Here is a 25,220-nt window from a genome sequence, read left to right as displayed (position 1 = left end):
CTGGAGCAGATCCTGAGCTAGATCCGGTCCTCCAGCGCCGCGATCAGCGCCGCGCGGTCCTCGCGGAGGATCGAGGCCCCGCCCCCCGGCACGGTCCGCACCTCGACGCCGCGGCCGGCGAGGACGCCGCCCAGCGAGCCGTGGCCCAGCGGGTCCTCCGGCATCACGGCGAGCGTCGCCACGGGGAACGTCTCGGGGGCCTCGGCCGCACCCCGTGCCGTCAGCCCGACGGCGGAGTCCTGCTCCCAGAGCGCGTGGGCCGACACGTCGAGCTCGATCTGCTCGTCCGTCCAGATCGGGTGGCGGTGGCGGAGGGAGTCGGCGTCGCCCTTCTCGACGTGCGCGACCGAGCCGCCGCGGTGGAGCGCGCCCGCCAGTCCCCGGGCGTCCGAGAACGCGGGGTCGAGCAGGACGAGCCGGTCGGCGCCGTACTCGGGGGCGAGCCGGGCGGCGACGACGGCGCCGAGGCCGTGGCCGATGACGAGGTCGGGGGTCTGCAGCACCGAGGCGCGGACGTCCGACGCCCAGCGCTCCGGCGAGTACACGGGCGATGCCGGCGAGCCGCCGTGACCGGCGAGATCGGGGGCCACCACGCGGTAGCCGTGCTCGTGCAGCGTCGGGACCAGGGCGTACCAGATCCGGGAGTCGGAGCCGAGGCCGTGGAGGAGGAGCGCCGTCCGCTCGCCCGTTCCGCCGTAGTCGCGGACGAACAGCGCCAGCGGCTCGGCCGGCGCGGCGGCCAGCGCCTTCCGCTCGGCGCGGGTCGGCTCGAGCACGAGGGTGTTGCCGAACGCCTGCGGTGCCGGCCCGAACGCATCGCGCGCGCTGTGGATCACCTTGCGGCCGAGCATCGCGTTGCCGACGCCGCCCAGTGCCGCTCCGATCCCGAACGGCATCGCCCGGCCGACCAGGCCCGCGCCCTGCTGGGCGAGGAAGTGCTTGGCGAAGGACTTCTTCGCGCGGTCCGCCAGCTCGCCCACGAGGAAGGACGGCAGGCCCTTCGTGACCACGGAGCCCCAGTACTGGTTGAGGCCGCTGCCCCCGCCGACGGCCTGCCCGGCCACCTGGCGCACCATCTCGCTGCCGGAGGAGCCCATCATCAGCGTGAGCACGAGGGCCCGCGCGCGGTCCGGGTCCTCGAGCGGGATCCCGTGCACCTCCGTCACCGACTGCGCGAAGAGCGCGCTCGCCTCCAGGAACCCTGCGGCTCCCGCGCCGGAGAGAGCCACCGAGGCGGCCGTGCCGATGCCGGGGACGACGGCGGTCGCCCCGATCGCCGCGCCTCCCGCGGCCACGCTCGAGAGGTACTGCCGCTCGAGCGACGTGATGATCTGCTCCGGAGTCGCCCCGGGACGCCGGCGCCGTAGCAGGCGGATGTTCGCCAGCACGGCCGGGCGCTGCACCGCGAGGAGCCGGTCGAGCAGCTTCGCCAGCTGAGCGTTCTCGGAGCCGTCGGCCTGCTCCACCTCGCCGGCCCTCTCCACGGCGCGCTCGCGCTTGCGGTCCTTCTGGGCCATGTCGTGCACTCCTGCGTCCTCGGGCGCCGCGTGCGGGAGGGGTCAGTCGTCGGAGACGGTGCCCTGGACGGGCGGGCCCTCGGCCGGCGCCGTGCTGCTCCGCGGTGTCGGCGCGTAGTCCTCAGCGTAACGCGCGAGCACCTCCTCGATCGGCGCGTCCAGCACCAGGCGGCCCTTGTCCAGGTAGAGGCCGCGCGTGCAGAAGCGGCGGAGGTCGCGCTCATTGTGCGAGACGAAGAAGAGGGTGCGGCCGGAGGCGAGCAGCTCCTCGATCCGCGCGTAGCACTTCTCGCGGAACGCCCTGTCGCCGACCGCGAGCACCTCGTCCACCAGGATGATCGGCTCCTCGAGCCGCGACACGACGGAGAAGGCGATGCGCACCTTCATCCCGCTCGAGAGGTGCTTGTAGGGGGTGTCGAGGAAGTCGCCGATCTCGGCGAACTCGATGATCGAGTCGAAGCGCGCGTCGACCTCGCGCTTGGACATCCCGTGGAGACCCGCGGTCAGGTAGACGTTCTCGCGGACGCTCAGGTCGGCCACGAAGCCGCCGGTGATCTCGATGAGCGGAGCGACGCCCCCGCGCACCTCCACCGCGCCCTCGTCCGGCAGCACCACGCCGGCGACGAGCTTGAGCAGCGTCGACTTGCCCTGACCGTTCCGGCCGACGACACCGATCGCCTCGCCCGCCCGCACCTGCACGTCGAGCCCGCGCAGCGCCCAGAACTCGCCGGGCCGCGAGCGGCGGGAGCGGCCGGCGAAGAGGTCCTTGAAGGAGCGGCGGCCCCGCCGGTTGCGGCGGAAGCGGATCCCGAGGCCGCGGCACTCGATGACCACCGGGGCGTCGGCCATCACAGCTCCTTCAGCACCGCGCGCTCGGAGCGGCGGAAGACGACGAGGCCCAGCGCCAGCACGAGCACCGAGATGCCCGCGGAGGCGAGGATGAGCGGGACGTCGAGCTCGCTCTCGAAGAACGCGGAGCGGTAGAGGGCGAAGATCCCGCTGAGCGGGTTGAGCGCCGCGAGCGGCCGGATCTGCTCCGGCAGGTTGGCCGTGGAGTAGATGATCGGCGACGCGTAGAAGAGGAACCGGAGGACGAGCTTCACGGCCCGCTCCAGATCGCGGAAGAACACCACGAGGGGGGCCACCAGCAGACCCACGCCGAGCGTGAGCACCGCCTGCAGCAGGATCGCCACGGGGAACAGCAGCGCCGCCCAGGTCAGGTGCGCGCCGGCGATCACGGCGAAGAGCACCAGCACCGGCAGGCTCGCCACGAACTCGATGCCCTTCGAGAGCACGATCCGCCCGACCCAGATGGTCCGCGGGATCGACGTCGACCGCACCAGCTTCGCCTCGCGGAGGAACGCGCGGGTCGCGTCGGACGTCGCCTGGTTGAACCACATCCACGGCAGCAGGCCCGCGAGCAGGAAGACGATGTACGGGTCCTCGCCGACGGTCCGCTGGAAGACGACGGTGAAGACGAAGAAGTAGATGCCCGACATGACGAGCGGGTCCAGCACCGACCAGACGTAGCCGAGCGCGCTCGTGGCGTACCGGACGGTGAGGTCGCGCCTGGTGAGCAGCCAGAGGGAGTGGCGGTAGCGCCAGGCCCGGGAGCGCCGGTGGCGCAGCGCCGTCTCGGTCGCGAGGGTGTCGGCCGTGCTCACTGCGCGACTCCTCCCGTCGGCTCCGCTCGAGCCGGGGGAGGAGCCGGGAGCGTCAGACGAAGAGGTTCGCGCGCTCGAGGTCCTCGGCGAAGTCCACCTCGACGGCGTAGAGGTCGGAGATGTCCATCGGCTCGACGAGCAGGCGGTCCTGCTCGATCGCCAACTCTATGCCACGCTCGAAGTAGTCCTGGGCGTCGACCCGGGCGAGCTGGCGCACCAGCGCGGCCTTGTCGGAGGCGGACACGTAGTTGATCCCGACCGCCTCGCCGAGGCCGCCGCGCACCGTCTTGGAGAGCTCCTGGATGAAGCCCTCGGCGCTCGTCGTGTACTTGACCTCCTCGTCCGACACCTTCGAGGTGTTGACGGTGACGAAGGAGACGTCCTTCGCGATCAGCGCGGCCGCCCGGTCGAGGATGCGCGGGTCGAAGACGACGTCGCCGTTCATCCACAGCACGCCGCCCTGCCCGCTCGCCTGCAGCGCGCGGAGGAGGCTCTTGGAGGTGTTGGTCTGGTCGTACTGCTCGTTGTAGACGAACGTCGCCGAGGGGAAGGCCTCGATGATGTGCTCGAGCTTGTAGCCGACGACGATGCTCACCGGGACCTTCGTGCCGAAGGCGTGGTGGATGTTGTCGAACTGCTGCTGCATGATCGTGCGCCCGTCGCTGAGCGGCGTGAGCGGCTTGGGGAGGGAGCGGCCGAGCCGGCTGCCCATCCCTGCGGCGAGGATGACGACGGTGGCAGGGCTGCTGCTCGTCGAACCTGTGTGCATCATCGTGTGTTCTCCTCGAATTAACCGCTGCGTCTCGATCTGGTCGACTCCTCGGGTAGAGACCTAGTGTACAGTTCACGCCCCCCGGGGCCAGGGTGGTTGACCTCTCGCCGTGTCGCCGGGTGTCGGCGCGGGCGCCGGGGGCCCGCGGGCGAGTTGGTACCGTAGCCGGATGACGTCCGTGACGAACGCCGAGCCCGCTGAGGGTGCCGCGGATCCGGACGGCGCCTCGCCCGTCGTCTTCGAGCTGCACCAGCTGACCCGGACCTTCGGGAGGACGGTGGCGGTCGACCGCATCGACCTGGCCGTCCGCGCGGGGACCTTCTACGGGATCATCGGCCCGAACGGCGCGGGCAAGACCACCACGCTCTCGATGATGACGGGCCTTCTTCGACCCGACACCGGCCGCGTCCTCGTGCACGGCGTCGACGTCTGGAAGGACCCGTCGGCCGCGAAGCCGCTGATCGGGGTCCTGCCCGACCGCCTCCGGCTGTTCGACCGGCTCACCGGCGCCCAGTTCCTCGCCTACTCCGCCGCGCTGCGCGGCATCGACCTCGCCACGGCGAAGCAGCGCACGGTCGAGCTGGCCGAGGCGCTCGGCCTCTCCGACGCGCTGGAGCGCCTGATCTCAGACTACTCCGCGGGGATGGCGAAGAAGGTCGCCCTCGCGGCGGCGATGATCCACGCCCCGCGCGTGCTGGTCCTCGACGAGCCGTTCGAGTCGGTGGACCCGGTCTCCTCGGCCGCCGTGATCACCGTGCTGCGCCGCTTCGTCGAGGGCGGCGGCACCGTCGTCCTCTCCAGCCACGGGCTCGACTTCATCGAGCGCGTCTGCGACGACGTGGCCGTGATCGTCGGCGGGCGCGTGCTCGCCTCCGGGACGGTCGCGGAGGTCGCCGGCACCGCGACGCTGGAGGAGCGCTTCCTCGAGCTCGCGGGCGGCAAGCAGATCGCCGAGGGGCTGCAGTGGCTGCACGACTTCTCCGGCTGAGGATCGACGTCCTCCTGGGCGCGTTCCGCTCCGGGCCCGCGCGCTCGGCCGGCGCCGTCCTGGGCGTGCTCGTGGTCGTCGCGGTGACGGCCCTGCTGATCGGGGCGATCGGCGCTCTGCGCTCCTCGGACGCGGCGGCGGGCGCTCTCGTGACCGCCGGCGGACTCGTCTCCGTCGGCTTCCTGGTGCTGCCCTTCCTGCTCGGCCCGCTCGACCCGATGGATCCGCGCGCGTTCCGCCTCTTCGGCCTTCCGCCGCTCCGCCTCGCCGGGGCGCTCGCCCTGGCCGGCCTCGTCTCGGTCCCCACGCTCGCCCTGCTGGTGGTCGGGCTCGCGTGCGCGCCGCTCGTCCCGGGCGCAGGCGCCTTCGCCGTGGTCGGCCCGCTCCTCGCGGTGGCGACGGCCTCGCTGTTCGCGCGGATCGGCCTCGCCGCCTCCGCCGCCCTCGTCCCCTCCCGGACCGCCCGCGAGCTGCTGGCCGTCCTCGGCCTGGTGCTGATGCTGGGCGGTCCCGCAGCCCTCGGCGCCGCCGCGCTGGTCGACACGGGGGACACCCCGGTGCTCGAGCGCTGGGGCGCGGCGATGGGGGCCACTCCGTTCGGCGCGGCGTGGATGATCGCCCCGGCCGCCCGGACCGGCGACGCGCTCGGCCCGCTCCTGCTGGCCCTGGCGACGCTCGTCGCGGCGGGCGCGCTCTGGTGGCTCGTCGTCCGCCTGCTGACGGAGCGCCCCGAGCGCACGCACCGGCCGCCGCGCGGCCTCCGGCTGGGCTGGTTCGACGTCCTCGGCTCGACCCGGACCGGCGCGATCGCGGCGCGCAGCATCACCTACTGGCTCCGGGATCCGCGCTACCAGGCGTCGCTCGTCGCCGTGCCGGTGCTGCCGGTCGCAGCCCTGCTGCTGCTCGCGGTCGTCGGCGTCCCCTTCCCGCTGCTCTCGCTGCTCCCGGTCCCGCTGATCGCGCTGTTCCTCGGCTGGTTCCTGCACAACGACGTCGCCTACGACGGATCGGCGTTCTGGCTCCACGTGGCCGCGGGCGTCCGCGGCTGGTCGGACCGGCTCGGCCGCGCCTTCCCGACCCTCCTGCTCGGCGTGCCGGTCGTCGTGCTCGGCTCGCTGATCAGCAGCGCGACCTCGGGGCTCCCCGATGCGCTGCCCGTCGTGCTCGCGGTGAACACCTGCCTCCTGCTCGTCCCCGCCGGCGTCGCCAGCGCCGTCTCGGCACGGCTCGCCTATCCGGCTCCGCGCCCGGGCGACAGCGCGTTCACGCAGCCCCAGGCCCCCGGAGCCAGTGGCGCCGGTCCGCAGTCCCTCGCGTTCGGCCTGGGGCTGCTCCTCTCGGCTCCGGCCGTGGTGCTCGGCGTCCGGGCCCTGTTCGTCGACCCGGAGGCGGCGGGTGACGCCGTGCTCGTCGGCTTCGGCAGCGCCGTGGTCGTCTTCGCCCTCGGCGTGCTCCTCGGCGGCCGGCTGTTCGAGCGCCGCGCGACCGAGCTGGTCGCGTTCACCAGCCGCTACTAGCGCCGCCCGATCCGGAGCGCACGGCCGCGGGCCCGGGCTCCGCGCGTAGGATCGTCGGCATGATTCCGCGCGTCCAGAACAGCAGCACCGACCCCCTCGAGGGAGGCGGAGGAACCGCCACGCTCGACCGCGAGCTCGAGGAGCTCCTCAACCAGGAGTCCATCGAGCCGGGCGACCACGAGCGCTTCTCCCACTACGTGCCGAAGGACAAGATCCTCGAGAGCGCCATCACCGGCAAGCCGGTCCGCGCGCTCTGCGGCAAGAAGTGGCTCCCGGGCCGCGACCCGGAGAAGTTCCCGGTGTGCCCGGCCTGCAAGGAGATCTACGCGAAGATGAAGTGAGCTCCCGCCCCGCTCACTCGTAGCGGGTCGGGATGACGGGCTCGCCGCGGCCGAGCCGGAGCGCGTCGATCGGCAGCTCGAGGACCGCGTTCGCGTGGTGCGCGCGGGCTGCCGCCACTCCCTCGATGCCGAGGTGCTCGGGACGGATCGTCCCGTCCTCGATCAGGGGGACGAGCAGCGCCCGCTCGTCCTCGCCGACGGCGCCCTCGGGGCCGGCGCCCACGTGCACGACCTCGGCCTCGGCGACCCCGTCGTCGGAGAGCAGACGGCCGGCGGCCTTCCGCCCGCCGATCGACGCCTTCGAGACCGACTTCTTCGCCACCGCGACCCATTCGCCCGCGTCGTCCTCGTGCGCGACCAGCTTGTAGACCATGCCCGCGGTCGGGTGGCCCGAGCCCGTCGCCACCGAGGTGCCGACGCCGTAGGAGTCGACCGGTGAGGCCGCGAGCGCGGCGATCCCGTACTCGTCGAGGTCGTTGGTGACGGTGATGCGCGTGCCGGTCGCGCCGAGCGCGTCCAGCTGCTGCCGGACGGCGGCCACCTGCTGGGGGAGGTCGCCGGAGTCGATGCGCACGGCGCCGAGGCCGGTGCCGGCGACGCGGACCGCCAGGTCGACGGCGGCCGTCACGTCGTAGGTGTCCACCAGGAGGGTCGTGCCGGGGCCGAGCGCGGCGACCTGCGCGCGGAAGGCCTCCTCCTCCGAGTCGTGGAGGAGCGTGAAGGAGTGCGCGGAGGTGCCCATCGTGGGCACGCCGAAGCTGCGGCCCGCCTCCAGGTTCGAGGAGGCGCCGAATCCGGCGATGTAGGCGGCGCGAGCCGCGGCGACGGCGGACCGCTCACCGGCGCGGCGCGAGCCCATCTCGGCGAGCGGTCGCCCGTCGGCGGCCGAGACCATCCGCGCGGCGGCGCTCGCCACGGCGCTGTCGTGGTTGAGGACGCTGAGCACCAGGGTCTCCAGCAGCACGCCGTCGGCGAAGGGCGCCTCGACGATGAGCACGGGGGAGCCCGGGAGGTAGACCTCGCCCTCGCGGTAGCCCCAGACGTCGCCCCGGAAGCGGTAGTCGGCGAGCCAGTCCAGCGTGCGGGAGTCGACGACGCGGTTCCCGCGGAGCCAGGACAGCTCGTCGTCGCCGAAGCGGAACCGCGAGATCAGCTCGAGGAGCCGGCCGGTGCCCGCGAGCACGCCGTAGCGGCGTCCCGGCGGGAGGCTCCGGGCGAACACCTCGAACATGCAGCGGCGGTCGGCGGTGCCGCTGCCGAGGGCGCCCTCGACCATCGTGAGCTCGTACCGGTCGGTGAGGAAGGCCGTGGAGTCCATCCGCTCAGTGTTCCACGGCCGCCTCCGCGCGCCCAGGCGCGGGTGCCGGGGCTTGCGCACGCCGCCGGGCCCGGGAACGGCGTGCGGCCGGGACCGGGCCGCAGGGCGCGGGTAGGCTGTTCCTCCGTGACGGACGCACCGCTGGGCATCTTCGACTCCGGAGTCGGCGGGCTCACCGTCGCCCGCTCCGTGATCGACCAGCTGCAGAACGAGTCGATCGTCTACCTCGGCGACACCGCGCACTCGCCCTACGGTCCCAAGCCGCTCGCCGACGTCCGCGCCTACGCCCTCGACACCCTCGACACGCTGGTCGACCAGGGCGCCAAGCTGCTCGTCATCGCCTGCAACACCGCCTCGGCCGCGATGATGCGCGACGCCCGCGAGCGCTACACGCTCGGCCGCGGCATCCCGGTGATCGAGGTCATCCAGCCCGCCGTCCGCAGCGCTGTCCGCGACACGCGCAACCGCCGCGTCGGCGTGATCGGCACGGTCGGGACGATCCGCTCCCGCGCCTACGACGACGCCTTCGTCGCCGCGCCCGACCTGCAGCTGTTCACCGCCGCCTGCCCGCGCTTCGTCGAGTTCGTCGAGGCGGGCGTCACCTGGAGCGACGAGCTGCTCGCGGTGGCGGAGGAGTACCTCGCGCCGCTCAAGGCCGCGGGGGTCGACACGCTCGTCCTCGGCTGCACGCACTACCCGCTGCTGCGCGGTGCCATCGCGTACGTGATGGGGCCGGACGTCCGCCTCGTCTCGAGCGCCGAGGAGACCGCGCTCGACGTCTACCGGACCCTCGTGGCGCACGGCCTGCAGCGCACCTCCGCCGCTCCTCCGACCTACCGGTGGGAGGAGACGGGCTCGAGCGACTTCGTCCGCCTCGCCCGCCGCTTCCTCGGTCCGGAGGTCTCGAGCGTCGACCTCGTCGAGACCGGCACCATCAACCTGCGCGAGCTCGACCGGGCCGCGCTCCCGCACGATCGAGGGAGACCCGAGTGACCGACAGCACCGCATCGAAGGCCGCGCGCAAGGACGGGCGGGCGCCCGACGAGCTGCGCACCGTGACGATCGAGCGCGGCTGGAGCACCCAGGCCGAGGGCTCCGCGCTCGTCTCGTTCGGGAACACCAGGGTGCTCTGCACCGCCTCCTTCACGAACGGCGTGCCGCGCTGGCTGCAGGGCAAGGGCAAGGGCTGGGTCACCGCCGAGTACGCGATGCTGCCCCGATCCACCAACTCCCGCATGGACCGCGAGTCGGTCAAGGGGAAGGTCGGCGGGCGCACGCACGAGATCTCGCGGCTGATCGGCCGGAGCCTGCGCGCGGTGGTCGACACGAAGGCGCTCGGCGAGAACACCCTCGTGATCGACTGCGACGTCCTCCAGGCCGACGGCGGCACCCGCACCGCGGCGATCACCGGCGCCTACGTGGCGATGGCCGACGCGATCGAATGGGCGCGCGGCAAGAAGTACGTGGGGCAGAAGGCGCAGCCGCTGATCGACAGCCTCTCGGCGGTGTCCGTCGGCATCATCGACGGCGTGCCGATGCTCGACCTGGCCTACGTCGAGGACGTGCGCGCCGAGACCGACATGAACGTCGTCGTCACCGGACGCGGCCTGTTCGTCGAGGTGCAGGGCACCGCCGAGGGGGCCCCGTTCGACCGCCGCGAGCTCGATGCCCTGCTCGACCTCGCGGTCGCCGGTGCCTCCGACCTCGCCCGCATCCAGGCCGAAGCGCTCGCCGCGGAGCCCGGAGCGTGAGCCTGGACCTCGTCCTCGCCACGCACAACGCGGGCAAGGTGGAGGAGTTCCGCGCCATGCTGGCCGGCGCGCTCCCCGGAGTCGGCGTCCGCGCCTACGACGGACCCGAGCCCGTCGAGGACGGCGTGAGCTTCGCCGAGAACGCGCTGACCAAAGCGCGCGCGGCGGCGGCGCACACCGGCCTCGTGGCGCTCGCGGACGACTCCGGGATCTGCGTCGACGTCCTCGGCGGCGCGCCGGGCATCTTCTCGGCCCGCTGGTCGGGACGCGCGCACGACGCGACGGCCAACCTCGAGCTCCTCCTGGCGCAGCTGCACGACGTGAAGGCGGAGCACCGCGGTGCGCACTTCAGCTGCACCATCGCCCTCGTGGTGCCGGACTCCGTGCTCCCCGGCGGGCAGGAGACTTTGGTCGAGGGCCGCTGGGACGGCGCGATCGCGACGGCGCCGCGCGGTGCGAACGGCCACGGCTACGACCCGGTGTTCGTCCCCGAGGCCGGGGCGCTCACGGCGGCCGAGCTCGCTCCTGAGCAGAAGAACGCCCGGAGCCACCGCGCCCGCGCCTTCACCGCGCTGCGCGCCGAGCTCGCCGCCCTGTCCGCCCGGCTCTGAGCCGGCGGGTTCCCACCGCGGGATGCCACTCCGGTGCACGCCTGTCGGCGTGCGGCGAGCCGGAGTGGCGTCTCGCGGAGGCGGAGGTCAGGACTTCGGGTGCTTGTCGTCCAGGGTGTCGGCGTCGAGCACGTAGGCGGCCGACTCGGTCGCGTCGGTCTCGGGGTCGGCGGCGAGCTTCGCCTTGCGCTGCTGCTGGAAGAAGTGGAACAGCGTCGGCACCAGCGCGAGCACGACCGCGCCGATCAGGATCACGTCGATGTAGTGCGAGACGAAGTCGGCGACCGGCGGGATGAAGGCGAGCAGCCACCCGATCAGGGTGACCCCGCTGCCCCAGATCAGGGCGCCGATGAGGTTGTAGAGGCTGTACTTGCGGTAGTTCATGTGGGCCACGCCGGCCGCGATCGGCGCGAAGGTGCGGACGATCGGCACGAAGCGCGCGAGGATCACGGCGAGGCCGCCGAAGCGCTCGAAGAACGCGTTGGTCCGCTTCACGTTCTCGATGCTGAAGAAGCCGGACTCCTTGCGCTCGAAGATGCGCGGGCCGGCCTTGTGCCCGATCAGGTAGCCGACCTCGCCGCCGACGAAGGCCGAGAACCCGACAGCCAGGCAGATGAGCCAGATCGGGATGCCGAGGCCGCCGTTCGACGCGTTCTCGTGCGCCAGCAGGCCCGTGATGATCAGCAGCGTGTCGCCCGGGAAGAGGAAGCCGATCAGCAGTCCGGTCTCGGCGAACACGATGAGGCAGACCACGAGCACGCCCCAGGGGCCGAACGAGGTCAGGATCGTCTCCGGATCGAGCCAGGGGACGAGGGCGGCGTGATGCAACGGATCTCCAGTCGACGGGGGCCGGTGGCCGGTCGGCGGTCACGCGAGCGCGCTCAGCGTACCGGCCGATCCCGTGCGGAAGGAGGGACTCGAACCCTCACGCCTCTCGGCACAGGAACCTAAATCCTGCGTGTCTGCCATTCCACCACTCCCGCGTGCGGGCTCCAGTGTAGGAGGAGGGCCCCGCGCCTCAGCCGCGGGAGGCCGCCCGGGGGAGGTACCGCGGGATCCAGCGGGCGAGCGCCCCCGCTCCGCCCAGACCGAGCACCCCCATCACGACGGCGGCGAAGGGGAGGGAGACCAGGGCGGTGAGTGCCGACACGACGATCGGGGCGGCGGCGTTGCCCGCGTCACCGGTGAAGCGGAACGCGCCGAGGAACGGGGCCGGATCGGCCGGGGGCGCGAGATCGGCGCCGATGGTCATCAGGATCCCGGAGCCGATGCCGTTCGCGGCCGCGAGCACGCAGGCCACGGCGACGAACCAGGGCACCGGATCGAGGGCGAGCACCGAGGCGGCGAGGGCGAGGTGGCCGAGCCCGAGGCCGAGCATCGAGGGGATCGCGGTGGCGCCCCGGCCGAAGCGGTCCATCAGCTGGCCGCCGGCGTAGAAGAGGGCGAAGTCGAGCGCGCCGGCGATGCCGATGATGATCGCGGTGTCGGTCTCGGCGAGCCCGATGCTCACCGCCCAGAGGGGGAGGATCAGCGTCCGGCTCGCCCGCAGCGCCCCGATCACGGCGGCGCCGGTCCCCATCCGAGCGAGGACCCCGCGGTGCTCGCGCAGCGTCCCGAGCAGCGACTGCGGCGACTCCGGGACGGTCGCCGATGCCTCCGCGGCGACCACGTCCTCCGGAGCGGCGCGGTCGGCCGCGGCCTGCGCCCGCCGCAGCACCGTCGCGGGGTCGGGCACGAGCAGCAGGACCACGACCGCCGCCACGCAGCAGACGATGTGCACCCAGAAGACGGACTCGACGGAGCCGGTGAGGTGCACCACCCCGGCCGCCAGGAACGGGCCGATCAGCCAGCCCGCGCGGAACGCCCCGGCGAGGGCGCTGAGCGCGCGGGCGCGGTGCGTGATCGGGACGAACGACGTCATGAACGCATGGCGCGCCAGCGCGAAGACCGCGGTCGCGAGGCCGATCACGAAGACGCCGATCGTCAGCCCGACCCACGACGTCGAGAGCAGGCACACCACGAGCCCCAGGATCGACGCGGCCGAGGCTCCGAGCATCGCGCCGCGCTCGCCGATCCGCGAGACGATCCAGCCGCTGGGGATGTCGCCCGCCAGCTCGCCGATCATGATCATCCCGGCCACGAGGCCCGCCAGGGCCAGCGTCGCACCGAGGTCGCCGGCCGCGGCCGGCAGGAGGGGGATGATCGCCCCCTCGCCGATGGAGAAGAGGAGGGTGGGGAGGAAGGTCGACAGCAGCAGCGGCCCGACGGGGAAGGGGCGCGGAGCGGTGCTGGTCACCGTCCCCAGGGTACGCCCGGGCCGGAGGGCGGCCCCCGGCCCCCGGTAGTCTGGACGCACCATGCTGGACAACGACTTCACCGAGCAGATCACTGCTCTCCGCTCCACCTTCGCCGACATCCGCGCCGTCATCGACGTGGACGGCCTCCGCTCGAAGATCGCCGAGCTCAGCGAGCAGGCCGGCGCCCCCGACCTGTGGGACGACACGGCCAACGCGCAGAAGGTGACCAGCGCCCTCAGCCACCGCCAGTCCGAGCTCGCGCGGATCACCGCGATCGACCGGCGCCTGGACGACCTCGAGGTGCTCGTCGAGATGGCGAACGAGGCCGAGGACGCCGAGTCCGAGCAGGAGGCGATCGCCGAGCTCTCCTCCCTCCAGAAGGTCATGGGCGAGCTCGAGGTGCAGACCCTGCTCGACGGCGAGTACGACGACCGCCCCGCCGTGGTCACCATCCGCGCGGGAGCGGGCGGCGTCGACGCCTCCGACTTCGCCGAGATGCTCATGCGCATGTACCTCCGCTGGGCCGAGAAGCACAAGTACGCGGCGACCGTCATGGACGCCAGCTACGCGGAGGAGGCGGGCATCAAGTCGGCCACCTTCCAGATCGACGCCCCCTACGCCTTCGGCACGCTCTCGGTCGAAGCCGGCACCCACCGCCTCGTGCGGATGAGCCCCTTCGGCGCCGCGGGCAAGCGCCAGACCTCCTTCGCCGCGGTCGAGGTCATCCCGCTGATGGAGGAGGCCGGGGCGATCGAGATCCCGGACAACGACATCCGCGTGGACGTCTTCCGCTCCTCCGGCCCCGGCGGCCAGTCGGTGAACACCACCGACTCCGCGGTGCGCCTCACCCACCTGCCCACCGGCACCGTCGTGTCGATGCAGAACGAGAAGAGCCAGATCCAGAACCGCGCCGCGGCGATGCGCGTGCTCCAGTCGCGGCTCCTGCTGCTGCAGAAGGAGCAGGAGGCGGCCACCAAGAAGGAGCTCGCCGGCACCATCACCGCGAGCTGGGGCGACCAGATGCGCAGCTACGTCCTCGCTCCGTACCAGATGGTGAAGGACCTGCGCACCGACCACGAGGTCGGCAACCCCTCGCACGTGTTCGACGGCGATCTGGACGGCTTCATCGCCGCCGGGATCCGCTGGCGGAAGTCCTCCTAGCGCGGCGCGGGCGCGTCCCCACCGACGCGCCGCGCGCCCCCTCGGCGGACTCTTCGGGATCGTCGCTTACCCTCGTACCGACATGATTCGCTTCGACAACGTCTCCAAGCAGTATCGGGGCGGCACGAGACCCGCCCTCAACGCCATCGATCTCGAGATCCTCCGGGGCGAGTTCGTCTTCCTCGTCGGCGCCTCCGGCTCCGGCAAGTCGAGCTGCCTCCGCCTGATCCTCAAGGAGGAGCGCCCCTCCTCCGGGTCGATCCACGTGCTCGGGCAGAACCTCGGCAAGATCTCGAGCCGCAAGGTCCCGTACTTCCGCCGCAACATGGGCGTCGTGTTCCAGGACTTCCGGCTGCTGCCGAACAAGTCGGTCTTCGACAACGTCGCGTTCAGCCTCCAGGTGATCGGCAAGTCGAAGGGCTACATCCAGGAGGCCGTCCCGGACACGCTCAAGATGGTGGGCCTCGCGGGCAAGGCGTCGCGCCTGCCCCACGAGCTCTCCGGCGGCGAGCAGCAGCGCGTGGCGATCGCCCGCGCCGTCGTCAACAAGCCGGCCGTCCTGCTGGCCGACGAGCCCACGGGCAACCTCGACCCGACCACGAGCGCCGGCATCATGGCGCTGCTCGAGCGGATCAACGCGGGCGGCACGACCGTGATCATGGCGACCCACGAGGCCGGCATCGTCGACCAGATGAAGCGCCGCGTCATCGAGCTCTCGGCAGGCAGCATCGTCCGCGACGAGAGCCAGGGCGGCTACGGCCAGACCGAGAGCATCACCGTCGTCCACGACGGCGTCGTGGTCGTGGCGGCCGACGACCACGCGGTCGCCGAGCAGCCCGCGCCCCCGGCGATCATCGACAGCGAGCTCGCGCCCGCCGAGGTCCCCGAGATCGACCTGCGCCAGGAGGCCCCGGCCCCGCCGCCCGAGCCGGCCCGCCTCTCGCAGACCGCCGCCCAGCCCCGCGTCCCCGAGGGCCGCCGCTCCGCCGCCGTCGAGCCGGAGCGCGAGCCGGAGCCGGCCGCCGAGCCCGCCGCCGCCCCGCGCGTCGTCGAGCTGCAGAGCCAGACCGGTCCGATCTTCCTCCCCGCCGACACCGGCGCCCTGCCCGAGGAGTCGCTCGCCGCGCGCCTCGGCCTCCGCGCCCACGCGGGCGAGGGCGACGAGACCGGCGACGACCAGCAGAACGTAGGACCCGTCAAGTGAGATTCGCACTGATCTGGTCGGAGGTCGCCAGCGGCCTCCGGCGCAACGTCTCCATGGTCGTCTCGGTGATCCTGGTGACCTTCATCTCCCTCACCTTCGTCGGCACGGCGATCCTGCTCCAGATGCAGATCGGCCAGATGAAGAACTTCTGGTACGACAAGGCGCAGGTCGCGGTGTACATGTGCACCGCCACCTCCGGCGGCTCGAACTGCAGCGGCTCCGACGCCACCGCCGAGCAGATCGACGCGGTGCAGGGCCAGCTCGAGGGCGCCACGCTCGCGCCGTACATCGACCGCTCCTACTTCGAGGACCACGACCAGGCCTACGCGAACTTCCAGGAGCAGTTCGCGGGCAACCCGGTCGCCGAGTACGTCACTCCCGACCTGCTCAACCAGACCTTCTGGATCAACCTGAAGGACCCGACCCAGTCGGACGTCATCGTGGAGAGCCTGTCGAGCGTCTCGGGAGTCGAGAGCGTCACCGACCAGCGGCAGTACCTCGACCAGATCTTCTCGATCCTCAACGCGGCGAGCTACACGGCCATCGGCATCGCCGTCCTGATGCTCGTCGCGGCCGTGCTGCTCATCGCCACCACGATCCGCCTCTCGGCGTTCTCGCGGAGACGGGAGCTGGGCATCATGCGGCTCGTGGGGGCCTCGAACAGGTTCATCCAGACCCCGTTCATCCTCGAGGGGGTCTTCGCCGCGCTGGTCGGCTCGATCCTCGCGGGAGTCGCGGTGGTCGCCATCGTGCAGGTCTTCGTGCAGGGGTTCCTGGCCTACCGGATCCCGCTGACCTCCTTCGTGGGACTCGACGACGCTCTGATCGTCGTGCCGATCCTGATCGTGGTCGGCATCGTCCTGGCCGCCGTCTCGGCGAACGTCGCGATCGCGCGGTACCTGCGGGTCTGATCCCGGACCGGACGTATACTGGTGGGCTGTCCCGTTCGGGGCGGCCCACCGGTGCATCGCCCCGACGATGCCCGCCCCCTTCATCCGCTCGCGACCCGAGGAGCAGCCGTGCCCAGAGAACAGGGACAGAAGGTCGTCGCGACCAACCGTAAGGCGCGCCACGACTACCTCATCGAGGACACCTACGAGGCGGGCCTCGTGCTCACCGGCACCGAGGTGAAGTCCCTCCGGGCCGGCCGAGCCTCGCTGGTCGACGGCTACGCGTTCGTCGACGGGGGAGAGGCGTGGCTCGACGCCGTCCACATCAACGAGTGGGCCCAGGGCACCTGGACGAACCACCCGCCGCGCCGCAAGCGCAAGCTGCTGCTGCACAAGGCGCAGATCCTCAAGATCCACAACAAGGTGAAGGAGGGCGGGTACACGCTGATCCCGCTCTCGCTGTACTTCAGCGACGGCAAGGCCAAGGTCGAGCTTGCCGTGGCCAAGGGCAAGAAGGACTACGACAAGCGCCAGGTCCTCCGAGAGCGCCAGGACCGCCGCGAGGCGGACCGTGCGATGTCGACCCGCCGCCGCCTCGGCGAGTAGGCCCCGGCGGGCAATGTCCGACGGGTGCCGCGCAAGCCTCTTCTTCGCGCCCCGTGCTTTGGGAGACTGGGGCGCGTGACCTCCCCCGAGAACAGCGCCCCCGCCGCCCTGAGCGCCGCCGACGAGAAGACGCGGTGGCGCGCCTTCGCGGTGAGCGTCGGAGTCGCGGCCATCACGATCCTCGACCTCTCGAAGGTCAACGTCGGCCTGCCGTCGATCGAGCGCTCGCTCGGAGCGGACGCGAGCCAGCTGCAGCTGATCGTCGCGGGCTACGCGCTCGCCTTCGGACTGGCGCTCGTGCCGGCCGGTCGGCTGGGCGACATCCGCTCGCGCCGCCTGCTGTTCCTCATCGGGCTGACCGCGTTCACGGTGACGAGCCTGCTCTGCGCGCTCGCGCCGTCGATCGAGCTGCTCGTCGTCGCGCGCTTCCTGCAGGGCGTCGCCGCGGGCATCCAGATGCCCCAGGTCCTCGGGCTGGTGCAGCAGATGTTCACCGGCGCCGAGCGGGCCCGGGCCTTCGGGGTCTTCGGCGCGACCATCGGCCTGTCGACCGCCTTCGGCCCGACCCTCGGCGGCCTCCTGATCGCGATCGGCGGCGAGCAGGACGGCTGGCGCCTGCTGTTCTGGATGAACATCCCGCTGGGCGTCGCCGCGCTGGTCTTCGCCTGGAAGCTCATCCCGAAGAAGCGCTCGCGGCCCGAGGGAGACCGGTCCCTCGACCCGGTCGGCCTGCTCCTGCTGGCGGTCGCGATCTTCGCGTTCATGCTGCCGTTCCTGCTGACCACGGGCTCCTCCTCGGACTCGCCCTACCGCTGGTTCTGGCTGGTGCTCGCCGCGGCCGCCGCCGCCGTCTTCGTGCGCTGGGAGGCGCACTACGCCGCGTCGGGGCGGACGCCCGTCATCGACTTCCGCATCTTCCGGACCAGCTCCTATCGCAACGGCATCCTGGTCGCGACCTCCTACTTCGCCGCGATCCCGGCGACCTTCCTCCTCACCACGCTCTTCCTCCAGCAGGGGCTCGGCCTCGAGCCGGTGTTCGCCGGCATGGTGAGCATCCCGTTCGCGCTGACCTCGGCGGTGACCGCCTGGTACGGCGGCAAGCTCGTGCAGCGCTACGGCCGCGCACTGGTGGTGCTCGGCATCGTGCTCGTGGTCATCGGCTTCACGCTCGTGCTGCTCGCCGCCGAGCTCCTCCCGGCCGAGACCGCCGCCTACGGCATGGGTGCCGCGATGCTCGTCGCCGGGGCCGGAGGCGGCTTCGTCGTGTCGCCGAACCAGACGCTCACCCTCGCCGAGATCCCGCCGGCGCAGGGCGGCGTGGCGGGCTCCGTGGGCCAGCTCGGCCAGCGCGTGGGCACCGCGGTCGGCACCGCCTGCGCCTCCGCCGTCTTCTTCGCGACCCTGGCGAGCGAGCAGGGGATGGCGGAGGGGCTGGACCGGTACCACGACGCCTTCCGCAACGGCTACTTCGTCACCCTCGGGCTGATCGCGCTCGCGCTCGTGCTGGGTCTGCTCGATCTGCGCCGCCGCCGGGTGACCGCCCGCGGAGCTGAGGTAGACTAGGACCCGTAACTCCACAGTGTGCGACGAACGACCCACTCCAGCGGCCTCCGGGCCGTCGAGTGCTCGCGGGGATGATCGGTTTCGACATTGCCTGCGAAACTGCGAGAAGCGGGTCGAGGATCCAGGGTCATCTCGTCAACGATCCCTGGAAAACACAGGTGCCGAACAGAAGCGCACCGACTTCGCTCTCGCTGCCTAAGCCAGAGTAGATAGTCCGTCAGCCCGTGGGTGCGTCCTCGCCCCGGATCCTGGCGTCATCTAGAGGACTTGCTGCGTCGTTACGCCTGAGGGCGACGCGGGACTTGCACTCTGGCTGGGCCCGTCGACCGATGCGCCGATGGTAACGGTCGGGGCCGAGCAGAACGCTCTCATCGGCTACACCCGTAGAAGGCGCAGAATCACAGCGATGGACGGGGGTTCGATTCCCCCCATCTCCACCACCGGTCGTCGTCGCACACTGGGAGCTCCGCTCCGCCGCCCTCACGACGGTCGCACGTCGAGCTGTCTGATCCGCCCGTAGAGGGTGAGCATCGCCAGCCGGTCGTCGTCGTCGTGCGCCGGGCCGGCGAGAGCCTGAGGCGGGGCCCAGTCCCGGTAGAGCACGCCCGGCGCCAGCACGGCGACGGCGGTGCCGGCCGGGTAGTGGGCGCTGCGGTCCACCGGCAGCTCGGCGAACGCGTCGGGCAGGAGCCGGTGCAGCACGTCCAGCAGAGGACGGAGCCGTGCTGCTCGCGCCTCGTGCACGGAGAGGGTCACGGCGTTCATCGCGGCGAGCGCGGCCACCAGGTGCTCGGCGGCGTCGTCGTCGTCGCACCGCTCGGTGACCAGCAGCGAGACCACACCGCGCGGCTTCAGCCAGCCGAGCGTGGCGGCCTCGTCGTCGCCGTCCACCGAGACGACGCGGTCGGAGGCGTGGGCGTAGTCGTGCAGGAGCCGCGACCAGACGTCGCCCGGGCCGGGCCCGTCGACCTGCGCGACCGCCTCCGCCGCGGCGAGCAGGGAGCTCTGCCGGTGGAGCCTCGGGAACAGGCTGTCCGCCGGTCCCCAGTGCTGCTCGGCCGTGCGCGAGCGCTCGGGGGGTTCCTGGTCGTGCCGGTCCTGCATGTCGACTCCTGAGCCGCCGGTCTCCGCGCCCCCTCGCGCCTGCCGTTCGTCCCTTCACCCTGCGCTCCGACGGAGCGCGTGTCAATGAGCCGAACGGGGGTCGATCGGAGCCGTGGTCAGCGAGCGGAGCCGAAGAGGCTGCCGGTGGTGGAGTCGTCGGCCGGATCGAGGACCGCGCAGACGATCGTGCGGTCTCCATGGCGCCAGCCGACCTCGGAGGGGACGAGCGAGCGGTACTCGAGGGCGGAGTCGCCGTAGGCGATCCCCATCACGGCGCCGAACTCCGGCTCGCAGCCCGCCTCGGCCTGGGCGAGCAGCGTGTTGCGGCTGGTGTAGCGGTCTCCGGGCTGCGCGAACGTGTGGAAGACCTCCAGTTCGTGCTCCTCGGCGCACGGGACGACGTCCACGTCGGCGATGCGGTCGTCGCCCGGGTCGGCCAGGCAGTCGCCGCGCCGCAGCGAGAACACGTCGGTGACGCCGGCGGTCGCCACCGTGCCGCCCTCGTCACGCACGGCCTCCGGGCCGTCCGGCCCGACGACGGAGGAGCAGCCCGAGAGGAGCAGGAGGAGCGCCGCCGAGGCGAGCGCGGCCGTCCGGCTCCTCATCGCGGCGCCACGATCGCGAGCACCTCGTCGTGCAGCAGGCCGTTGGTGGCGACGGCGCTGCCGTGCCACGGCCCGTCCTCCCCGTCGGCGGAGGTGAAGCGGCCGCCCGCCTCCTGCACGATCGGCACCAGGGCCGCCAGGTCGTAGGGCTTCACGTCGAACTCGCCCGCACCGTCGAGGAGACCCTCGGCGACGAGCATGTAGGGCCACGCGTCCCCGTACGCCCGGTCGCGCCAGACGGCGCCGGCGAGCTCGAGCAGCTGCGGGAGACGGCCCGCGCCCTCCCACTGCTGGATGCTGTTGTAGCTGAAGGTCGCCGAGGCGAGCGTGTCGATCCCCGAGACGCGCAGCGGTCGCGGCTCGGCCCCGGCCTCCAGCTCGACGGCCCAGGCGCCGGAGCCCTCGGCCGCCCACCAGCGCGTGCCGAGAGCGGGAGCGGAGACGACTCCGACGACGGGGACGCCGTCGACCGCGAGCGCGATCAGGGTCGCCCAGATCGGGACGCCGCGGAGGAAGTGGGCGGTGCCGTCGATCGGGTCGAGGATCCACTGCCGCGAGGCCTCGCCCGAGGTGCCGAACTCCTCGCCGAGGATCGCGTCGTCCGGACGCTCGGCGGCGAGCAGCGCGCGGATCGCCTCCTCGACGGCGCGGTCGGCGTCGGTGACCGGGGTGCGGTCGAGCTTCGTGTCCACGACGAGGTCGAGCGCGCCGAACCGCTCCCGCGAGATCGCATCGGCCGCGTCCGCCAGGCGGAGGGCGAGTCGGAGGTCGTCGTCGAAGCTCTGGTCACTGCTCTGCGGGGTCACGCGACCACGATACCGGTGGGTCCCGCGGAGCCTCCGATCGCTGCCGCGGGCGTTCCGTCGCGCTCGATTTGACGAGACGGGGGGAGACGCTGGTAATGTGATCCCTCGGTTCGGCACGCACGATCAGCCGGCCGGAACGCACCTCTAGCTCAATCGGCAGAGCAACTGACTCTTAATCAGTGGGTTCTCGGTTCAAGTCCGAGGGGGTGCACCACCAGCCCCGCACCTCCTCGTGAGGTGCGGGGCTTCGTCGTTCCCGGTCCGAGTCCGTTCCCGACCTCCTCGGAGCGCCCGCGGGGGGAGCGCCGGCCCGTGCTCACTCGCTGGAGGGTGCGGCGGTCGACGGGTCGAAAGGCGGCAGGACTCCGCGGAAGCCGGCGCTCGTGGAGCCGATCCCGACGTCGAGCGCGTCTAAGGCCCGGGCCTGGTCGTCTGCGGCGGCGGTCAGGCTCAGGGTGATGCCCGTCCGCGTGAAGGTCCGGGCGACGGTGCTCCAGGCGAGGTCGACGTCTCCGTCCGCCGACGCCAACAGGCGCCTGAGCATCCGCACGGTGTCCGGCGCAGAATGCGGACCGACCCCCGTTCGCGTGGCAGGATCTCCGTTCGCTTCCGTTTCCCCTCCAGAAAGGACCGATGTGCCCGAAGACGTCCTCCCCGTGATCGGCTCGATCGCGCTCGCCGTGGTGATCGCGGTCGTGATCGCCGTGGTCGCGACCGCCGTCGTCGCCCTCGTGCTGCGCTCGGTCGGCAAGCGCAAGACCTGGGCGCGCCTGCTGATCCGGCGTCTGCGCATCCCGTTCCGCGTGCTGCTGATGACCATCGCGGTCTGGGCCGCGCTCGCCGCCACCGTGTCGGGCGACCCCTGGCCGGGTCTCGTGCAGCGGGTGTTCCAGATCGCCACGATCGGCGCGGCGGCGTGGGTGATCGGATCCCTGTTCGTGTTCCTCGAGGACCTGGGCGCCGAGCGCTACCGGACCGACACGGCCGACAACCGCCGGGCACGCCGCCTCCGCACGCAGATGACGATCATCCGGAGGGTCGCCGTGGCGGCCGTCGTGGTCATCGCGATCGGCGCCTCGCTGCTGACCTTCCCCGAGGCCCGTACGGCCGGTGCGAGCCTCCTGGCCTCGGCCGGCGTGCTCTCGATCGTGGCGGGCCTGGCCGCGCAGTCGAGCCTCACGAACATCTTCGCCGGGATGCAGCTCGCCTTCAGTGACGCCATCCGCCTGGACGACGTGGTGATCGTCGAGACCGAGTGGGGGCGGATCGAGGAGATCACGCTGACCTATGTCGTCGTCCACCTCTGGGACGACCGCCGCCTGGTGCTGCCCACGAACTACTTCACGACCCAGCCGTTCCAGAACTGGACCCGCACCGGGTCCGAGCTGCTCGGCGCCGTCGAGCTCGACCTGGACTGGCGGGTGAGCCCCGAGCAGATGCGCGACGAGCTGCACCGCATGCTCGAGGAGACGGACCTCTGGGACCGGCGCACCAGCGTGCTGCAGGTGACCGACGCGACGGGTGGCTTCGTCCGGATCCGGGTGCTCGTCACCGCGAAGGACGCGCCGACGCTCTTCGACCTGCGCTGCTACGTGCGCGAGCGGCTCGTCTCGTGGCTGCACGAGAACGACCCCGTCGCCCTGCCGCGTCAGCGCGTCGAGATGGAGCGGGAGCCCGCTCGCGCCGCGACCCCGCGCCGGCACGGGTCCTCCGCCCCGGACAACCTGTTCTCGGGCGACGAGCGCTCGAACGAGCGGGGGGCGATGTTCACAGGTCTCATCGACCTGCGGGACACCCCGAAGCGGGACACCCCGAAGCGGGAGCTGCCGCCGCGGGACTGACTCCTGCGAGGACGCCGCTCGCACGGCCGCGCCCGGGGTGCGCGCGGCGAGCGGCGTCCCGCAGAGCGGTCAGCGGTTCACGGAGCTCATGTCGGCGTAGCGGTCGCCGACGGGGGCCTCGAGCGCGCCGAGGACGTCGAGCTGCTCCGCGGTCAGCACGAGGGCGTCCGCGGCCGCGTTCTCCTCGATGCGCGAGACGCGCTTGGTGCCCGGGATCGGAGCGATGTCCTCGCCCTGGGCGAGCAGCCAGGCGAGCGCCACCTGCGCGGCGGTCGCGTCCGCCTCTGCCGCCACACGGTCGACGGCCTCCACGATGCGGAGGTTCGCCTCCAGCGCTCCGTCGGCGAAGCGGGGGTTGTCGCGGCGGAAGTCGTCGCTGCCCAGCTCGGCGACCGAGCGGATGCTGCCCGTGAGGAAGCCGCGGCCCAGCGGCGAGTACGGGACGAAGCCGATGCCGAGCTCGCGGAGGACCGGCAGCACCTCCGCCTCGGGGTCGCGGGTCCAGAGCGAGTACTCGGACTGCACAGCGGTGACCGGGTGCACGGCGTGAGCGCGCCGGATCGTCGCTGGCGCCGCCTCCGAGAGGCCGTAGCCGCGGAGCTTGCCCTCCTGGATCAGCTCCGCGAAGGCCCCGGCGGTCTCCTCGACCGGGACGCCCGGGTCCATGCGGTGCTGGTAGTAGAGGTCGATGCGGTCGGTGCCGAGGCGCGCGAGCGAGCCCTCGACGGCGAGCCGCAGGTTCTCCGGGGAGCCGTCGAGTCCGCGGCCCCCGTCGCCGCGGTGGCGGATCATGCCGAACTTGCTCGCCAGCACCACCTCGTCGCGGCGGCCTGCCAGCGCGCGGCCGAGCAGCTCCTCGTTGGTGTACGGGCCGTAGATCTCGGCGGTGTCGAGGAACGTGACGCCGAGCTCGAGGGCGCGGTGCACGGTGCGGATCGACTCCGCGTCGTCGGTGCCGGCGCCGGTGTAGAACGCCGACATGCCCATCGCGCCGAGACCGAGGCGCGAGACCTCGAGAGCGGCGACGTCGGATCCGAGGGTGATCGTCTTCATCAGTGGGTGGTCCTCTCCTGGTACGCCGCGATCTTGATGTCGATCGCAGCGAGGCTGGCGTGTGTCCGGGCGAGCTGCGCCTCGACCTCCTCGCGGTGCGTCCGGAGCAGCGCGAGGCGCTCCGGCTCCGTGGCGGGCCCGATCCGGAGGAGCCGGGCGTACTCGCGGATCCTCGCGATCGGCATCCCGGTCGCGCGGAGCTTGGTGAGGAAGTCGACCCAGCCGACGTCGGCCGGCCGGTAGCGGCGGTGCTGCGACGAGGCGCGCTCGACCGGGTCGAGCATGAGCCCGGCGCGCTCGTAGTAGCGCAGGGTGTGCACGGTGAGACCGGTGACGGCGGCGACCTGCGAGATCGACAGCACCTCCGGCTCGGCCGGGGCGGCGGTGGCGGTGGACATGGCGTCAACCTACGACTTCGAGTGCGCTCGAGGTCAAGCGGGAGCGGGCGACTCAGCCGACCTCGCGGCTGAAGCCCAGGAGGGCCTCGGCGATGCGGGCGTCCGCTTCCTCGTGGCTGATGGTCGCCTCGCCGTCGCCCGCCTGCGGCCCGTACCAGCCGAAGTCGGCGTGGTTGGCGCCGTCGATCTCGACGAGGTCGGCGGAGGAGGGCAGCCGGACGCTCGCGTCGGCGACCTTCTCCGGCGTGCTGAGCCCGTCCTCCGATCCGCTGACACTGAGGACGGGGAGCCCGGAGCCCGAGAGGTCGTTCGCGCAGTAGCTGCCGAGCAGCACCAGGCCCGCCACCGCCGGGTCCTCGGCCCACTGGCAGGCCTTCACGCCGCCGAGGGAGTGGCCGCCGACGAGCCAGCGGTCGACGCCCTCGGCCTGGCTGGTGAAGGTCTCGAGCGAGCGGAGATCGAAGAAGGCCAGGTGCAGGATCGGCCGCGTGATCACGACGGTCGCCCCGGCCTCGACCAGCGGAGCCAGGGTCGCCTCGTAGGAGGAGGCGTCGACCTTCGCTCCGGGGATGAAGACCAGGCCCGTGCCGGCCAGCTCACCGGTCGAGGTCGGCGTCATCACGAGCGCGTCGTCCGTGCGCTCGACCGCGATCGCCGGATCGGCGCGCACGCGGGCGAGGGCGTCCTCGTCGGGGCCGCTGACGATCGAGCTCCAGGTGAGGAAGCCGAGGACCGCGACTCCGAGGACTCCGCCGATGCTCGCGAGAACGACGCGGCGGCGCCTCATCGGGCTGCCGCGATCGCGTCGGCCGCCTGCACCAGGGCGAGGTGGGAGAGGGCCTGGGGAGTGTTCCCCGCGTGCCGGCGGCCCTCGACGTCGTACTCCTCCGAGAGGAGGCCCACGTCGTTGCAGAGCCCGACGAGCCGGTCCATCAGGGTCCGCGCGTCGTCGATCCGGCCGGAGTCGGCGTACTGCCGGACGAGCCAGAAGGAGCAGGCGAGGAACGGGTGCTCGCCGCCGGCGAGGCCGTCGACCGAGGACTCGGTCCGGTAGCGGTGCAGCAGGCCGTCCTGCAGGAGCACGCGCTCCAGCTCGGCGACGGTGCCCAGCATCCGCGGGTCGTCGGCGGGGACGAAGCCGACCATCGGCAGCACGAGGAGCGACGCGTCGACCTCGGGCGAGCCGTAGGACTGCACGAAGTGGCCGCGCTCG

General features: G+C 72.3%; 27 protein-coding genes, 2 tRNA genes and 1 other RNA gene. 14 read left to right on the top strand and 16 right to left on the bottom strand.

The annotated features are described in order from the left end of the window. Positions 1–17: 17 nt before the first annotated feature. Genes C5C33_RS11800 through C5C33_RS11785 form a run of 4 tightly spaced genes read right to left on the bottom strand, consistent with a single transcriptional unit; the run spans position 18 to position 3,950 of the window. Positions 18–1,517: an alpha/beta fold hydrolase gene (locus C5C33_RS11800; RefSeq protein ID WP_104261190.1), complete on the bottom strand. Its 1,500-nt coding sequence runs from the start codon at positions 1,515–1,517 to the stop codon at positions 18–20. Positions 1,518–1,559: 42 nt separating this feature from the next. Then, positions 1,560–2,366, bottom strand: a complete 807-nt coding sequence (locus C5C33_RS11795) for an ABC transporter ATP-binding protein (protein WP_104223571.1) — start codon at positions 2,364–2,366, stop codon at positions 1,560–1,562. Beyond that, on the bottom strand, positions 2,366–3,181 hold the full coding sequence (locus tag C5C33_RS11790; protein WP_374953048.1) for an ABC transporter permease: 816 nt from the start codon (positions 3,179–3,181) through the stop codon (positions 2,366–2,368). The genes C5C33_RS11795 and C5C33_RS11790 overlap by 1 nt, the downstream gene beginning before the upstream one ends. Positions 3,182–3,233: 52 nt before the next feature. After that, positions 3,234–3,950, bottom strand: a complete 717-nt coding sequence (locus C5C33_RS11785) for an NTP transferase domain-containing protein (protein ID WP_104226983.1) — start codon at positions 3,948–3,950, stop codon at positions 3,234–3,236. Between the two features lie 172 nt (positions 3,951–4,122). Between C5C33_RS11785 and C5C33_RS11780 the strand changes: the two genes are divergently transcribed. Genes C5C33_RS11780 through C5C33_RS11770 form a run of 3 tightly spaced genes read left to right on the top strand, consistent with a single transcriptional unit; the run spans position 4,123 to position 6,799 of the window. After that, entirely contained in the window at positions 4,123–4,941 is an 819-nt protein-coding gene (locus tag C5C33_RS11780; RefSeq protein WP_104223570.1) for an ABC transporter ATP-binding protein, read from the top strand. After that, complete coding sequence (locus C5C33_RS11775) at positions 4,917–6,458, top strand: ABC transporter permease (protein ID WP_104247836.1); 1,542 nt, start codon at positions 4,917–4,919, stop codon at positions 6,456–6,458. The genes C5C33_RS11780 and C5C33_RS11775 overlap by 25 nt, the downstream gene beginning before the upstream one ends. Before the next feature lie 59 nt (positions 6,459–6,517). Next, positions 6,518–6,799 carry a DUF3039 domain-containing protein gene (locus C5C33_RS11770; RefSeq protein WP_104223568.1) on the top strand — a complete coding sequence of 94 codons (282 nt, stop codon included), beginning with the start codon at positions 6,518–6,520 and terminating at the stop codon, positions 6,797–6,799. Between the two features lie 13 nt (positions 6,800–6,812). On the opposite strand, the gene C5C33_RS11765 is transcribed toward C5C33_RS11770, so the two are convergent. Further along, positions 6,813–8,117: a nicotinate phosphoribosyltransferase gene (locus tag C5C33_RS11765; protein ID WP_104261189.1), complete on the bottom strand. Its 1,305-nt coding sequence runs from the start codon at positions 8,115–8,117 to the stop codon at positions 6,813–6,815. A gap of 126 nt (positions 8,118–8,243) precedes the next feature. On the opposite strand from C5C33_RS11765, the gene murI reads away from it, so the two are divergent. Genes murI through rdgB form a run of 3 tightly spaced genes read left to right on the top strand, consistent with a single transcriptional unit; the run spans position 8,244 to position 10,479 of the window. Then, positions 8,244–9,110 carry a glutamate racemase gene (gene murI / locus C5C33_RS11760; RefSeq protein ID WP_104223566.1) on the top strand — a complete coding sequence of 289 codons (867 nt, stop codon included), beginning with the start codon at positions 8,244–8,246 and terminating at the stop codon, positions 9,108–9,110. Next, entirely contained in the window at positions 9,107–9,868 is a 762-nt protein-coding gene (gene rph, locus C5C33_RS11755; protein ID WP_104233199.1) for a ribonuclease PH, read from the top strand. The genes murI and rph overlap by 4 nt, the downstream gene beginning before the upstream one ends. Further along, a complete protein-coding gene (rdgB, locus tag C5C33_RS11750) occupies positions 9,865–10,479 on the top strand; it encodes an RdgB/HAM1 family non-canonical purine NTP pyrophosphatase (protein ID WP_104261188.1) in 615 nt (204 codons plus the stop codon). The genes rph and rdgB overlap by 4 nt, the downstream gene beginning before the upstream one ends. 87 nt (positions 10,480–10,566) lie before the next feature. On the opposite strand, the gene C5C33_RS11745 is transcribed toward rdgB, so the two are convergent. The 3 genes from C5C33_RS11745 to C5C33_RS11735 all read right to left on the bottom strand — a co-directional run bounded on the left by C5C33_RS11745 (position 10,567) and on the right by C5C33_RS11735 (position 12,775). Then, positions 10,567–11,307, bottom strand: a complete 741-nt coding sequence (locus C5C33_RS11745) for a DedA family protein (protein WP_104261187.1) — start codon at positions 11,305–11,307, stop codon at positions 10,567–10,569. 74 nt (positions 11,308–11,381) lie between these two features. Further along, positions 11,382–11,462, bottom strand: a tRNA-Leu gene (locus C5C33_RS11740). 35 nt (positions 11,463–11,497) lie between these two features. Further along, complete coding sequence (locus C5C33_RS11735; protein WP_258066916.1) at positions 11,498–12,775, bottom strand: MFS transporter; 1,278 nt, start codon at positions 12,773–12,775, stop codon at positions 11,498–11,500. Positions 12,776–12,836: 61 nt separating this feature from the next. On the opposite strand from C5C33_RS11735, the gene prfB reads away from it, so the two are divergent. The 6 genes from prfB to ssrA all read left to right on the top strand — a co-directional run bounded on the left by prfB (position 12,837) and on the right by ssrA (position 18,640). Next, a complete protein-coding gene (prfB, locus tag C5C33_RS11730; RefSeq protein ID WP_104226967.1) occupies positions 12,837–13,937 on the top strand; it encodes a peptide chain release factor 2 in 1,101 nt (366 codons plus the stop codon). A gap of 82 nt (positions 13,938–14,019) precedes the next feature. After that, complete coding sequence (gene ftsE, locus C5C33_RS11725; RefSeq protein WP_104233202.1) at positions 14,020–15,141, top strand: cell division ATP-binding protein FtsE; 1,122 nt, start codon at positions 14,020–14,022, stop codon at positions 15,139–15,141. Further along, positions 15,138–16,052: a permease-like cell division protein FtsX gene (gene ftsX / locus C5C33_RS11720; protein ID WP_104223559.1), complete on the top strand. Its 915-nt coding sequence runs from the start codon at positions 15,138–15,140 to the stop codon at positions 16,050–16,052. Before ftsE ends, ftsX begins: the two co-directional genes overlap by 4 nt. 108 nt (positions 16,053–16,160) lie before the next feature. Continuing rightward, entirely contained in the window at positions 16,161–16,637 is a 477-nt protein-coding gene (gene smpB, locus C5C33_RS11715) for an SsrA-binding protein SmpB (protein WP_104223558.1), read from the top strand. 75 nt (positions 16,638–16,712) lie between these two features. Next, a complete protein-coding gene (locus C5C33_RS11710; RefSeq protein WP_104223557.1) occupies positions 16,713–18,200 on the top strand; it encodes an MFS transporter in 1,488 nt (495 codons plus the stop codon). A 67-nt stretch (positions 18,201–18,267) separates the two neighbouring features. Next, positions 18,268–18,640: a transfer-messenger RNA gene (ssrA, locus tag C5C33_RS11705) on the top strand. A gap of 40 nt (positions 18,641–18,680) precedes the next feature. On the opposite strand, the gene C5C33_RS11700 is transcribed toward ssrA, so the two are convergent. From C5C33_RS11700 to C5C33_RS11690, 3 genes are all read right to left on the bottom strand, one after another. Further along, positions 18,681–19,304, bottom strand: coding sequence for a hypothetical protein (locus C5C33_RS11700; protein WP_104226969.1), 624 nt, complete (start codon positions 19,302–19,304; stop codon positions 18,681–18,683). Positions 19,305–19,420: 116 nt separating this feature from the next. After that, positions 19,421–19,909: a septum formation family protein gene (locus C5C33_RS11695; RefSeq protein ID WP_104233204.1), complete on the bottom strand. Its 489-nt coding sequence runs from the start codon at positions 19,907–19,909 to the stop codon at positions 19,421–19,423. After that, a complete protein-coding gene (locus tag C5C33_RS11690) occupies positions 19,906–20,715 on the bottom strand; it encodes an inositol monophosphatase family protein (protein WP_104223554.1) in 810 nt (269 codons plus the stop codon). Before C5C33_RS11690 ends, C5C33_RS11695 begins: the two co-directional genes overlap by 4 nt. A 138-nt stretch (positions 20,716–20,853) precedes the next feature. Between C5C33_RS11690 and C5C33_RS11685 the strand changes: the two genes are divergently transcribed. After that, positions 20,854–20,929: transfer RNA gene (locus C5C33_RS11685), tRNA-Lys, on the top strand. Between the two features lie 102 nt (positions 20,930–21,031). Here the strand turns inward: C5C33_RS11685 and C5C33_RS18555 are convergent. Then, on the bottom strand, positions 21,032–21,259 hold the full coding sequence (locus C5C33_RS18555) for a hypothetical protein (RefSeq protein ID WP_181127348.1): 228 nt from the start codon (positions 21,257–21,259) through the stop codon (positions 21,032–21,034). 91 nt (positions 21,260–21,350) lie between these two features. Here C5C33_RS18555 and C5C33_RS11680 point away from each other — a divergent pair, with 91 nt between their 5' ends. After that, positions 21,351–22,556 carry a mechanosensitive ion channel family protein gene (locus tag C5C33_RS11680; RefSeq protein ID WP_258063236.1) on the top strand — a complete coding sequence of 402 codons (1,206 nt, stop codon included), beginning with the start codon at positions 21,351–21,353 and terminating at the stop codon, positions 22,554–22,556. Between the two features lie 69 nt (positions 22,557–22,625). On the opposite strand, the gene C5C33_RS11675 is transcribed toward C5C33_RS11680, so the two are convergent. The 4 genes from C5C33_RS11675 to C5C33_RS11660 form a co-directional block, all read right to left on the bottom strand. Beyond that, positions 22,626–23,609 carry an aldo/keto reductase gene (locus C5C33_RS11675; protein WP_104226238.1) on the bottom strand — a complete coding sequence of 328 codons (984 nt, stop codon included), beginning with the start codon at positions 23,607–23,609 and terminating at the stop codon, positions 22,626–22,628. Next, the gene (locus C5C33_RS11670) at positions 23,609–24,007 is read right to left on the bottom strand and encodes a MerR family transcriptional regulator (RefSeq protein ID WP_104223551.1); all 399 of its coding nucleotides are present in this window, start codon (positions 24,005–24,007) and stop codon (positions 23,609–23,611) included. The genes C5C33_RS11675 and C5C33_RS11670 overlap by 1 nt, the downstream gene beginning before the upstream one ends. 52 nt (positions 24,008–24,059) lie before the next feature. Beyond that, positions 24,060–24,794, bottom strand: coding sequence for an alpha/beta hydrolase (locus C5C33_RS11665; protein WP_104223550.1), 735 nt, complete (start codon positions 24,792–24,794; stop codon positions 24,060–24,062). Further along, a partial coding sequence (locus C5C33_RS11660; RefSeq protein WP_258064980.1) for a glycoside hydrolase family 15 protein occupies positions 24,791–25,220 on the bottom strand: 430 nt, incomplete at its 5' end. The genes C5C33_RS11665 and C5C33_RS11660, both read right to left, overlap by 4 nt.

Source organism: Rathayibacter sp. AY1H3, assembly GCF_002932015.1.
This window is presented reverse-complemented; position numbering and strand designations above follow the sequence as displayed.